Annotated in this window: 10 protein-coding genes and 1 tRNA gene; 8 read left to right on the top strand and 3 right to left on the bottom strand. The window is 57.5% G+C overall.

Annotated features, from left to right (window positions below; genetic code table 11):
* Window positions 1-153 precede the first annotated feature (153 nt).
* Genes EKM85_RS10210 through EKM85_RS10200 form a run of 3 tightly spaced genes read right to left on the bottom strand, consistent with a single transcriptional unit; the run spans window position 154 to window position 2,160 of the window.
* Window positions 154-1,434 carry a PTS ascorbate transporter subunit IIC gene (locus EKM85_RS10210; RefSeq protein ID WP_125586579.1) on the bottom strand — a complete coding sequence of 427 codons (1,281 nt, stop codon included), beginning with the start codon at window positions 1,432-1,434 and terminating at the stop codon, window positions 154-156.
* A complete protein-coding gene (locus EKM85_RS10205; RefSeq protein WP_125586577.1) occupies window positions 1,431-1,709 on the bottom strand; it encodes a PTS sugar transporter subunit IIB in 279 nt (92 codons plus the stop codon). The genes EKM85_RS10210 and EKM85_RS10205 overlap by 4 nt, the downstream gene beginning before the upstream one ends.
* A gap of 1 nt (window position 1,710) precedes the next feature.
* Complete coding sequence (locus EKM85_RS10200; RefSeq protein WP_164510747.1) at window positions 1,711-2,160, bottom strand: PTS sugar transporter subunit IIA; 450 nt, start codon at window positions 2,158-2,160, stop codon at window positions 1,711-1,713.
* A 704-nt stretch (window positions 2,161-2,864) separates the two neighbouring features.
* Between EKM85_RS10200 and EKM85_RS11525 the strand changes: the two genes are divergently transcribed.
* The 8 genes from EKM85_RS11525 to EKM85_RS10165 all read left to right on the top strand — a co-directional run bounded on the left by EKM85_RS11525 (window position 2,865) and on the right by EKM85_RS10165 (window position 11,516).
* Window positions 2,865-2,952: transfer RNA gene (locus tag EKM85_RS11525), tRNA-OTHER, on the top strand.
* A 131-nt stretch (window positions 2,953-3,083) separates the two neighbouring features.
* Window positions 3,084-4,313 carry a carboxylate--amine ligase gene (locus EKM85_RS10195; protein WP_125586573.1) on the top strand — a complete coding sequence of 410 codons (1,230 nt, stop codon included), beginning with the start codon at window positions 3,084-3,086 and terminating at the stop codon, window positions 4,311-4,313.
* A 3-nt stretch (window positions 4,314-4,316) separates the two neighbouring features.
* The gene (locus EKM85_RS10190; RefSeq protein ID WP_125586571.1) at window positions 4,317-5,327 is read left to right on the top strand and encodes a lipid II:glycine glycyltransferase FemX; all 1,011 of its coding nucleotides are present in this window, start codon (window positions 4,317-4,319) and stop codon (window positions 5,325-5,327) included.
* A gap of 142 nt (window positions 5,328-5,469) precedes the next feature.
* Window positions 5,470-5,793 carry a thioredoxin family protein gene (locus EKM85_RS10185; RefSeq protein ID WP_125586569.1) on the top strand — a complete coding sequence of 108 codons (324 nt, stop codon included), beginning with the start codon at window positions 5,470-5,472 and terminating at the stop codon, window positions 5,791-5,793.
* On the top strand, window positions 5,783-6,526 hold the full coding sequence (locus EKM85_RS10180; protein WP_125586567.1) for a threonine/serine exporter family protein: 744 nt from the start codon (window positions 5,783-5,785) through the stop codon (window positions 6,524-6,526). The genes EKM85_RS10185 and EKM85_RS10180 overlap by 11 nt, the downstream gene beginning before the upstream one ends.
* A 15-nt stretch (window positions 6,527-6,541) precedes the next feature.
* Window positions 6,542-7,000: a threonine/serine exporter family protein gene (locus EKM85_RS10175; RefSeq protein WP_125586565.1), complete on the top strand. Its 459-nt coding sequence runs from the start codon at window positions 6,542-6,544 to the stop codon at window positions 6,998-7,000.
* 1,109 nt (window positions 7,001-8,109) lie between these two features.
* Entirely contained in the window at window positions 8,110-9,774 is a 1,665-nt protein-coding gene (locus EKM85_RS10170; protein ID WP_125586563.1) for an alpha-glucosidase, read from the top strand.
* Window positions 9,774-11,516, top strand: a complete 1,743-nt coding sequence (locus EKM85_RS10165; protein WP_125586585.1) for a glycoside hydrolase family 13 protein — start codon at window positions 9,774-9,776, stop codon at window positions 11,514-11,516. Before EKM85_RS10170 ends, EKM85_RS10165 begins: the two co-directional genes overlap by 1 nt.
* Window positions 11,517-11,548: the final 32 nt, after the last annotated feature.

Raw genomic sequence — 11,548 nt, 5'->3', positions numbered from 1 at the left:
AAACGACCGAACTATCCAGAAATATTCTGGTAGAACGGTCGGCCTTTTTTTGCAGCTTCGATTTATGTCTCAGCCACCTTTTAAGGTCGGTGGAAAATGGGATTCGGACGGATCATGCGGATGTTGGAATCCCAGTGCCCGCCTACCAGCTTGTTAATGGAACAGGTGAAGTAAGAACCCTAATGCCGGGCCGTAAACGCAGTAGTCCGTTTCGCTGAGGATCCGCATGATTGGGGCGTAGGTGCCAACCATTGAAAGGAGGAAGGCTTGCCCAAAAATCAGCAGAAAGCCATTGGTGAGGCTCCCGATGATGGCGCCGCGGCGGCCGCCGTGGGCGTCACCAAAGATCGCAGTCGCCGCCCCGGTGAAGAACGTTGGAATCAGCGCAGGAAAGACGACCGTAGGGAAGTGGAGCGCGGCGAGGATAACCATGCCGACGAGTCCGCTGGTCAAGCTGCAAAGAAAACCGACGATCACCGCCATTGGGTACTGAGGAAAGAGCAGGGGAACGTCAAGGCCCGGTGTCGCATTCGGAATGAGCTTTTTGGCAATGCCATGGAAGGCGGGGATCAGTTCGCTCAGCATCATCCGGACCCCGGTAATGATCACGGTGATCCACATGCCGAACTGAACCCCCTGCGTGATAGCGTAAAGCACGATGTCTTTGCCCCCGGCCACGTGCGTCATCGTCCAGGTTGGCCCGGCGAACAGACCGAGGAAGAAGAACAGCAGCGTCATGACCAAGGTCAGTGCGATGGTCATTTCACGCAGGAAGCCATACTTGGGATTAATTTTGAGGTCCTCAATGCTGCTCTTTTTATCGCCAAACAGCTCTCCTTCGACTGACGCAATGAGGTCGCCGCTGGAGCTGGAGTGGGCCAGCGTGAAGCCCTTAGCCCCGCGCACCGGCTTGATGCACAGCGCAACGTACCAGCAGGAGATGGTCATGTAAAGCCCCAGCATCACGGCCCCGATGCCGACCTGTGCGCCCATTGAGAGGCTCGTATTGTACTTGAGGAGGCTGGCAATCAAGCCCGCGAAGAAGAAGGAAACATGCGGTGAAAGGTGGACATATTTGAGCGATGTGAATCGCGCCATCAGGAGGTTGACGACAAACCCCAGCGCAAAGATCAGCGCCATCTCAGTACCGATGGCAGCGAGGCTCTGGCCCTGGACGGCCCCGATGTTGCTCGTGTTGCCGGGGGCCTTCATCCCGAAAATATGACCAATCAGGCCGGTCAGCGGCATGAGCGCCGTGCCCAGCGTCTGGCCGCCGACGTTGATCATGGTAAAGCCGATGACGGCCTTGATCGTGCTGGGAAGAATCTTTGAAAACGGCTGACGCATGAGCGCCATCCCGAGGATCACGACCAGTCCAATAATGATCATCGGCTGGCTCAAAACGTTGGTGATGAAATACAGGAGAATACTCATGCCTGTGCCCCCTTTGCGAGCGCGAGGATCTGTTTCTCCATTGCTTCTTTATCCAGGAGGTTGTCCAGGCGAATGATTGGGGTGTCCGTGTGCAACAGAGCGGCAAAATCGCTAGTGGTGATGACCCCGTCGTAGAGCTCTGGCGCCACCGAGCTGATATCGGCAGCCTCGACCGTGCCGTCAATTTGGTGATCGGCCAGGATTTCTTCGGCAAACATTTTTTCCATGACGCTGGAGCCAACCCCGGCGCCACAAACAGTTACAAGCTTTAGCATGTTAGTTCTCCTTTGTGAGTAAATTCAGAATGGTTTCTTTCGTCGTTGCCGCTGTCAGTTGTGCGATCATCCCGGGCTGGCTGAGGCGCTGCGCTAGGCACCCCATGGCGGCCATGTGGGCCTTGCCATCCGGGGCAGCAAGGGTCAGCACCAAGCTAACCGGATCGTTATGCTCATGGCCAAAATGAATGGGTGTCTTAAGCGTCAAAACGCTGACGCCGGCGGCCTTTACGATACCGCTGCTTGGTGCGTGGGGCATGGCCACCCCCGGGGCAATGACGAAGTAAGGCCCGAATCGGCTCAGGTTGGCTTCGATGGCCTCAGCATAGCCGGCGACTGTTCGCCCGTCTGCCATCAGCAGCGCTGCACCGGCCTGGATGGCGGCCTCTCGCGTGTACAGTGGGACCTTAAGCTGAATCATTGCCGGCGTGATCAATTCTTCGAGTTTCATTATTTCCTCCTCCAACCGAACCATGGGTCATCGGGCTAAGTGCGCCAAGCCTTCGCACCGGAACAAAATGGGCTGCGGCTTGGCGACGCCCGAGTGGCCAGCTGCGCCCGGCACTTCACTCGCTTCGCTAGTAAAGCACCAGGCTAGCCTGGCCATCGGGCTAAGTACGCCAAGCCTTCGCACCGGCACAAAAAATGCCGTCCTTGGCAGAAGTCTTCACTTCTGCCAAGGACGGCAAATAAGCCGCGGTACCACCTTGGTTCAACCAGCATTTTGCTGATCACACTTAGCACAGGGCTAACACCCTGCCGGCAGCTGACGTGTGCCTCAACGTCCATCCTGACTTGCACTTGCTTTTGGGACAGCCCTCAGTGGTCCATTTGACGGTCTGCGTTCGAGAGCACTCTCAGCTGCGGCTCCTCTCTGTACGTGCACGATCGTTTTGATCTCCACTTCCACGGTTTGGTTCGGTTGTATTTAATTAATGCAGAGTTTAGTCATCTGCAAAGGCTAGGTCAAGGGTTTTCACCAAAAAGAACGGCTGGCGAAAGTTTCATAATCAGTGGAAACCCAACTGCTTCGGCGTTTGCGAGTACCGCCAGCCCGCTTGAAAAAATTTAGTAAATGAGAATTTCATGATGCTTTCATGAACGTCATTTACAATCTGCACCCTAAGCTCTATACTAATATCTGTTAATCGTTATGGAGAGTTGGCAGAGCGGTAATGCTGCGGGCTGCTTGCAGCCTGTGAGCGCAGAAATGCGTAGGGGGGTTCGACTCCTTCGCTCTCCTTTAATCGGTCGCCTTGAGCAGTTGCTCGAGGCGATTTTTTTATTTTTAAGCCGCCTCGTCTCCCTTGTCCGTTGTGGCGGTTGTGCGATAATGGACACTGTAACTAAACCAGTCACCCAAAGGAGTTTATCATGGTAGATACTAGTCAAATCATTCCCGTTTTAGTCGGCACCGACGTCAACATTTATGGCATGGCCCGTTCGTTCCATGAAGCATACGGCGTTAAGAGTCACTGCATTGGGGTTGCGGCCTTGGCGATGACCAAGGACTCGCAGATCTGTGATGTGACCGTTGTTGATCACTTCAAAGAGAATGATGAGTTTGTCGCGGCCTTGCTGGCAATGGCCAAAAAGTACGGTCAGCCCGGCGTCAAGCCGATCCTGATCACGGCCGGCGACGAGTACACCGAGCTGGCGATCAGAAACCGCGCCGCCCTTGAAGACCACTTCATTATTCCGTACCCAAGCGTGAAGGTCTTAGACAGTGTCTACTACAAGGACCACTTCTACCAGCAGTGCGAGGACAATGACCTGCCGTACCCGAAGACGGTGGTGGTCAACCAGGAGAACTACGAGGCAAAGGTGGCCACTTTGCCGCTTGAATTTCCGGTAGCGATGAAGCCGGCGGACGCGGCTCAGCAGATTGCGATGGATTTTCCGGGTCAGCGTAAGGCCTACAAGTTCACTGCCAAAGAACAGATTCTGACCATGCTCAAGCGGACCTACGATGCCGGCTACCGGGGCAACTTCCTGCTCCAGGACTTCATCCCTGGCGGCGACACCGCGATGTACACCATCAACTTCTATGCGGATCTGGCTTCCAACGTACGCCAGATGACGATGGGCCGGCAGCTGCTTCAGGATCCGTCCGATTTCCTGGTTGGCAATTACGTCGCGACCTTCATTGAGTACCATCAGGATATTGAGGAGCGCCTCACCAAGTTCATCAAGAAGATGGGCTACACCGGCTTTGGCAACTTTGATCTGAAGTTCGACGTGCGCGACCAGCAGTTCAAGCTGATCGAGCTCAATCCGCGCCAGGGCCGCTCCGGCTTTTACACCACTGCATCCGGACACAACCTGATCAAGCCGATGGTCGAAGACCGCGTGTTTGGTCAACCGTTCACTGCCACGGAACTGGCCAAGAACGATTTTCTCTGGCTGGGGGTCAACCCGGATGACGCTGTCGCCAACGTCACCGATCCCGAGATCAAAACCCACATGCAGGCGCTGATCGACGCCGGTCAGTGGGGGAACACCTTGGAATACCCGGCTGACAAGAGCTTCCTGCGCAACCACCGCATCAAGAAGTACTACGCCAGCTACAAGAGCCGGTTCGCCGCCAAAAACGAAGGGAAGTAAACCATGCCAATTGTTGATTTAAATGATGCTCAAGCCGTTGCCCGCTACGAAAAATTCGTCGAAGACGCCCCTTACACCTCAGTGACTCAGTCCGTGGCGTGGTCTAAGGTCAAAAGCAACTGGTCGCCGCTGTACGCCTATCTTGAAAAGGATGGCCAGATCACGGCGGGGATGTCCATCCTGACCGTGACCGACAAGGCCGGCAACACGTTTGCCTACTGCAGCAAGGGCCCAGTTTGTGACCCGACGGATATTGACACGATCGATGCGCTGGTTCAAGAGGCTTTGCCGGCGCTGAAGCAGCGGCACGCGTTCCTGCTGCGGATGGATCCGGAGCTCGATTACACCGATGAGCTGAACGACGCGTTCCAAAAGCACGGCTACGTCACCCGCAACCGCAAGTTCCACGGCAACCACGACACCATTCAGCCGCGGTTTAACATCGTACTCGATATTAAGGACAAGGACATCGATGGCGTGATGGCGACGATGACCGGCAAGACGCGCACCAAGATTCGCCACGCGATGAAAAGCGGGGTCGAGGTCGAAGTTGGAGACGGCGAGAAGCTGATGCCGGAATTTTTCGAGGCCTACAAGACCATGAGCGAGATCCATGGCATCACGTACCGGCCACTGGCCTATTTTGACCGGATGTCTGAGGCGTTTGCTGGTAAGGACCAGATGAAGGTCTTCATCGCCCGGGTCGACGGTCATCTGCAGGCGTCGGCCATCGCCTTTGCGTTCGGCGACAAGGTCTGGCACATGTACGGCGGCTCGATGCGGATCAAGAACTCTCTGATGATCCCCTACCTGTTGCAGTACGAAATGATCAACTGGGCCTGCCAGGAAGGCAAGGCGAAGTACGACATGGGCGGCGTTTGGGGCCTGGACAGCTCAGACGGCCTTTACCGCTTCAAGCACCCATTTGCGCCAGACACGCCGGTGCACGAATACATCGGTGAGCTCGACTACGTGATGGACCAAGCGGCGTACGCCGAATTCACCAAGGAATAAGCCTCAGGGCCGCGGCAGCGCGGCCTTTTTGCTGCCATCTAGTCTGCTTTGGGGTCAGCGTGCTAGAATGGTCAAAGCGACAAAAAGTTGGTCGCACCTGATTTGTGTGCCAGCCAATTGAACCACGAAGGGATGAACGCAGATGCCAACAGCAGTGACCAGTGACACGATGACCGCCAACCTGAAAGCCGGGTTGACCGTGGTTGATTTATGGGCCCAGTGGTGCGGCCCGTGTAAGATCTTAAGCCCATTGCTCGCCGAACTTGAGCATGAGCTGCCGCTGCACGTGTTGACCCTGAACGTGGAAGGGGACACTAAGGTCGCCGATGAGTTTCACGTCCAGAGTATTCCCACCATGCTGCTGTACTGGGACGGCCAGCCGGTGGAAAAGGTAACCGGCGCCTACCCGAAGGCGAAGCTGCGCGCCCACTTTACGCAGTTTCTGGAGGCACATGATGGAAAATGAGCTGCTTGCGACCTGCTTATTGGCCGGCCGAATCATGATTGAAGGCGGCAGTGAGATGTACCGCGTCGATGACACGATGACGCGCATCGCGCAAAACGCCGGGGCGCACTCCGCCCGCGTGTTCACGACCCCCACCGGCTTGTTTGTTGGGGTCGATGGCCCGGCGGCGGTTCAGATCGCCCCGGTTGCCCAGCGCGGCATCGACATGGAGAAGGTTGCCGGTGTCAACAACCTGTCTCGGCAGTTTGCTGCCGGTGCGCTCACGTTGACGCAGCTGCACCAGGCGCTGGAGAAGCTGGACGCGCACACCCCATTTTTCCCGGTGTGGCTGCAGATTCTAGCCGCCGGGCTGTGCTCGACCACACTGATGGTCATTTTCGCCCAGGCCTATGACTGGTTCGACATGCCCCTGGCCGCGCTCGTCGGTGCGGCTGGCTTTGCCGTGTACTACAAGGTCTCTCGGCTTACTAAGTTGCAGTTCATCTCCGAGCTGCTGGGGGCGTTTGCCGTGGCGCTGTTCGCCTGGCTTGGCGTACGCGTGGGCATTGGCCGCAGCCTGAACAACATCATCATTGGCGCGGTGATGCCACTGGTACCGGGCGTGGCGATCACCAATTCGATTCGCGACATGCTGGCCGGCCACCTGCTTTCGGGGATGGCCCGCGGGATGGAGGCCATTCTGTCTGCCTGTGCCATCGGGGCCGGTGTCGCCATCATCTTTCGCTTTTTCTAACCGAGGAGGGTCAGTATGCCGTTAGCGCTGCAAGTACTGGTGCAGGTCAGTTTCTCTTACCTGTCGACGATTGCTTTTGCCATTATTATCAACGTGCCGCACAAGGCGCTGAACCTGGCGGGCTGGGCCGGGGCCGCCGGCTGGCTGGTCTATTGGGGCCTGATGCAGCTGGCGACGGGCCGCATGCTTGCAAATTTACTCGGGGCCCTCACGATCGGGCTGTGCGGGATTGTCTTTTCTCGGCTGAAAAAAATGCCGGTGATCATCTTCAATATCCCCGGGCTCGTGCCGCTGGTGCCAGGGGCGACGGCCTACCAGGCCGTGCGGGCGCTGGTGCTTGGCGATCTTGACGAGGCCCTGTCGTTGACCTTCCGGGTGGCCATGGTGGCCGGCGCGATCGCGGTCGGCTTCCTGCTGGCGCAGCTGGTGGCGGAGATGACTTACCGGCGGCCTGCAAAAAAACTGAAAGCATGATATAATGTTTGCATGCGATGAGTCGAGTAACCAGTAATGGTGAAAGGTCAGCTGATCGGTCGGGCACGTCCCGACACCCAGCGGATTCCGGGGATCAGTGGTCTTAGGTTGTGGAGCCAGCGGACCTGACTGGAAACAGTTCTGACATATGCGCGCGAACCAAGGAAACTTGGCCCGCGCGCTTTTTTGTGCAAGGTGCGCAGAGTTCGCGTTTTTAGCCCGACAGCTAGCCTAGCTCCAGGCATTGCCGGCGCTTTTTGCCGGCGAGGCCTGGAGCGTAGCTAGATGCTCGGGCGTTGCGAACTCGTAGCCCAGTTAGTGCAAGGTGCGCAGAGTCGACGGTTTTAGCGGGATGGATAGCTTAGCGTAGGGCATTGTCGGCGTACTTTGCCGACGAGGCCCTATGCGTAGCTAGCCACTCCCGCGTTGTCGACTCGTAGCCCAGTTACAGCAAGGTGCGCAGGGTCGACGGTTTTAGCGGGATGGATAGCCGCTACGCATGTCAGCCTGTACGCCGTTAATGGCTACAGGCTGAGCATAGCTCCGGGCATTGTCGGCGTACTTTGCCGACGAGGCCCTATGCGTAGCTAGCCACTCCCGCGTTGTCGACTCGTAGCCCAGTTACAGCAAGGTGCGCAGGGTCGACGGTTTTAGCGGGATGGATAGCCGCTACGCATGTCAGCCTGTACGCCGTTAATGGCTACAGGCTGAGCATAGCTCCGGGCATTGTCGGCGTACTTTGCCGACGAGGCCCTATGCGTAGCTAGCCACTCCCGCGTTGTCGACTCGTAGCCCAGTTACAGCAAGGTGCGCAGGGTCGACGGTTTTAGCGGGATGGATAGCCGCTACGCATGTCAGCCTGTACGCCGTAAATGGCTACAGGCTGAGCATAGCTCCAGGCATTGTCGGCGTACTTTGCCGACGAGGCCCTATGCGCAGCTAGCCACTCCCGCGTTGTCGACCCGCAGCCCAATTACGCAAGGTGCGCAGAGTTCGCGCACTTAGCCGCGTCCCGAGCTGCCCCCTCATTTTGATAGCGGTAACAACGCCGCTTTGCTTGCCCTTGCCCCGTTGCTTCTTTAACGTGGGATAGGAAAGGAAGGGTGATTATGGGCGCTTGGTACGAACACGCAATTGTTTATCAAATTTATCCCAAGTCGTTTCAGGACAGCAATGGTGACGGCATCGGGGACATCAATGGCATCAAGGAACGGATCCCGTACCTGCAGAAGCTAGGGGTCAACACCGTCTGGTTGAATCCCTTATTTGTCTCGCCGCAAATTGATAACGGTTACGACGTGGCAAACTACTTTGCCATCGATAAGACGATGGGCACGATGGCGGATGTTGAGGCGCTGATCACGGCGTTTCACCAGGCCGGGATCCATGTGCTGCTAGATTTTGTGCTCAACCACACGTCTGATCAGCATCCTTGGTTTCAGGATGCGATCCACAACCCCCACAGCCTCTACCGCGACTACTATCTCTTTGCGGGCAAAGACGGTAAGCGGCCGAACAACTGGGCCAGCTTCTTTGGCGGGTCGGTTTGGGAACCGGATCCGGCGGGAACGGGCCAGTCTTACTTCCACCTGTTTGACAAGCGCATGCCTGATCTGAACTGGGCGAATCCTGAGGTGCGGCAGGCGATGGGCGACATTGCCGAGTTCTGGCTGGCCAAGGGCATCGATGGGTTGCGACTAGATGCCTTCATCCACATCGCCAAGGCCGACCTTCAGCAGGACTTCCCGGCGAAAAATGCCGACCCCGTCTTGGCTGAACCGTTCTTTGCTAACCTGCCGCAGGTTCAAAAATGGCTACGCCCGTTTTGCGAACGGATCCGGGCTGATTACCCGGATGCGTTCCTGCTGGGCGAAGCGTCCTCTGCCGATCCGCACTTGGCGGTCGACTACACCGCGAAGGCGAATGGGCTCATGGATTCCGTGATCACCTTCCGCTATTTCACGGACGATGTTTCCCACGTTGATCCTAAGTTGCCGGCTGGCTATCAGCCCCATGGTCTTGATTTTGAGGCGTTCAAGAAGGATCAGGTCGTGTGGCAGCAGACCCTGAGCGGGGTTTCGCAGCCGACGCTGTGGTGGAGCAATCATGACCTCGCGCGGCTGCGGACGCGGATCGCGCACAGCGATGTCCAGGCGCGCTCCTTGGCCATGCTGATGTACCTGGAGCGGGGGATCCCAGTGATCTATTACGGCGATGAGCTGGGGCTACAGAATCTGGAATTTGATTCTGTCGAGGCGTTTCAGGATCAAACCGTTGGCCCGTTTGTCGCCGCGGCCAAAGCGGCTGGGCTCAGCGAAGAAGCGGCACTGAAGATGGTGTCTAAGACTCATAAGCTGCCCGCCCGCGGGCCCATGCCGTGGGACGACAGCCAGCATCACGGCTTTTCACCGCATCAGCCCTGGCTGGGCGGGCGCGAAGTGACCACGACCAGCGTCGCCCAGCAGGAGAAGCGCCAGAACAGTATGTTGCATTTTTACCAGGCGCTGATCGCGCTGAAGAAGCAGCCGGTCTTTCAAGATGGCCGCTTCCGTCTGCTGACCACACCGGACAACCTGTACGTTTACCAGCGGCTTGGCGGGGCGCAGGAGGCAATCGTTGCCGTTGAACTCACCGGCCACAAGACCCAGGTGACGCTGCCTGCGGGGGATTACCAGGCACCGTTGACCGCCGGCGAGGTGACACTTGAGGGGAACACCTTGACGCTTGCACCGTATGCGGGCGCTGCTTTGATCAAAAAAGGAGAGACGAAATGATGAATACTGCTGCACTGCGGCACCGGCCGGAAAGCGAAGACTGCTACCTGTACTCGGAGGGACTGCTGAGCCTGCACTTTCACTCGGCCAAAGATGATGTAAAAAAGGTCACGCTGCTTGCCGGGGACCCGTACATGAGCGTGCTTGACCCGGCGACCAAGAAGCCGACCTGGAAGTACGAAGCGCTGCCAATGAAAAAGATCGGTACCGGTCAAACCGAGGACTACTGGGGGGTCGATCTCCGCATGCCTTACTCGCGCCTGCAGTACCAATTCCTGGTCGAAGGCGTTGACGGGTCGACCGTCCTGTACTCCGACCGCGGCTTGCGCGAGGACACGCCAGAGAACCGCACCGAGAACGTCTTTCGGATGCCTTACTTCCATGATTTGGACCGGGACAAGACCCCGGACTGGGCGAAGGAGACGGTTTGGTACCAGATCTTTCCTGAGCGTTTTGCCAACGGCGACAAGACCAACGATCCGAAGGGCACCAAACCGTGGCGGCCGGCTGATCACCCGGGCCGCGAGGACTACTACGGCGGTGACCTTCAGGGTGTTTTAGATCACCTCGATGAGCTTCAGGCACTGGGAATCAACGGGCTCTACTTCTGCCCGATTTTCACGGCGGCGTCGAACCACAAGTACGACACCATCGACTACTTTGACATCGATCCGGACTTTGGGGACAAGGCACTGTTCGCCAAGCTCGTGAGCGAGGCCCACAGGCGCGGCATGAAGATCATGCTGGACGCGGTGTTCAATCACATCGGCGAGCGCAGCCTGCAGTGGCAAGACGTACTGCAAAATGGGGCCAAATCCCGTTTTGCCTCCTGGTTCCACATTCACTCATACCCGCTGGTGCCCTTCCACGATCCCAGCAAGGGCGAAGGTGAGCCGCAGTACGAGACTTTTGCCTTCGAGCCGCACATGCCAAAGCTCAACACCGCCAACCCGGAGGTGCAGGACTACTTGCTGAGCGTCGCAACGTACTGGATCAAGACGTTCGACATTGACGCCTGGCGGCTGGACGTGGCCAACGAGGTCGATCACCACTTCTGGAAGCGGTTCTACCAGGCCACGCAGGCGGCGAAAAAAGACTTCCTGATCATCGGCGAGGTCTGGCATTCCAGTCAGCCGTGGCTGAACGGCGACCAGTTCTCCGGCGTGATGAACTACGCCTATACGGAGCAGATCGAGGATCATTTTCTGAAGCACAAGCTTGACGCCCAAAGTTTGGTTGAGCTGCTGACCGACCAGCTGATGATGTACCGGCCGCAAACCGATCAGGTCATGCTCAACATGCTGGATTCGCACGACACGGCGCGGCTGCTCACGGTGGCCAAGGACGACGAGGATCTGGCCCTGCAGGCGCTGGCGTTTACCTTTAGTCAAACGGGGATGCCGTGCATCTATTACGGCACCGAAATGGGCATGGACGGCGAAAATGATCCGGACTGCCGGCGGCCGATGGACTGGTCCAAGTACCAGGGGCCGGTTTGGCAGCGGGTCCAGGCGTTGGTCGCGTTCCGGCGTGCCCACGCGAAGACCCTGGGGACTGGTACCACCAGTTTGACGGTTGATCCGAATGGCCTGATCAAAGTTGAGCGGACGGGCGAGGAGCACGTGGTGGGTTATTTCAACACCACTGATGCGGCGGTGAAGGTGGCCGTTGAACCCGTACTGACCCAAGGCTACAAGGCCGGTGAGCTGGCGCCCAAGGGGTTTGTGCTGAGCGCAAAATGAGTTTCTGATAACGGTAACAGAATATTACCCCT

This window comes from Lacticaseibacillus jixianensis (assembly GCF_003946485.1).
GTDB classification, from domain to species: Bacteria; Bacillota; Bacilli; order Lactobacillales; family Lactobacillaceae; genus Lacticaseibacillus; species Lacticaseibacillus jixianensis.
Note: the sequence above shows the minus strand (reverse complement) of the source record. Positions and strands in the feature narration are given on the sequence as shown.

Excerpts from the sequence above, each read along its gene's own strand:
- EKM85_RS10190 (WP_125586571.1), top strand. The coding sequence starts at position 4,317 with ATGCCAATTGTTGATTTAAATGATGCTCAAGCCGTTGCCCGCTACGAA.
- EKM85_RS10185 (WP_125586569.1), top strand. The coding sequence starts at position 5,470 with ATGCCAACAGCAGTGACCAGTGACACGATGACCGCCAACCTGAAAGCC.
- EKM85_RS10170 (WP_125586563.1), top strand. The coding sequence starts at position 8,110 with ATGGGCGCTTGGTACGAACACGCAATTGTTTATCAAATTTATCCCAAG.
- EKM85_RS10210 (WP_125586579.1), bottom strand. The coding sequence starts at position 1,434 with ATGAGTATTCTCCTGTATTTCATCACCAACGTTTTGAGCCAGCCGATG.
- EKM85_RS10180 (WP_125586567.1), top strand. The coding sequence starts at position 5,783 with ATGGAAAATGAGCTGCTTGCGACCTGCTTATTGGCCGGCCGAATCATG.
- EKM85_RS10205 (WP_125586577.1), bottom strand. The coding sequence starts at position 1,709 with ATGCTAAAGCTTGTAACTGTTTGTGGCGCCGGGGTTGGCTCCAGCGTC.
- EKM85_RS10195 (WP_125586573.1), top strand. The coding sequence starts at position 3,084 with ATGGTAGATACTAGTCAAATCATTCCCGTTTTAGTCGGCACCGACGTC.
- EKM85_RS10200 (WP_164510747.1), bottom strand. The coding sequence starts at position 2,160 with ATGAAACTCGAAGAATTGATCACGCCGGCAATGATTCAGCTTAAGGTC.
- EKM85_RS10175 (WP_125586565.1), top strand. The coding sequence starts at position 6,542 with ATGCCGTTAGCGCTGCAAGTACTGGTGCAGGTCAGTTTCTCTTACCTG.
- EKM85_RS10165 (WP_125586585.1), top strand. The coding sequence starts at position 9,774 with ATGAATACTGCTGCACTGCGGCACCGGCCGGAAAGCGAAGACTGCTAC.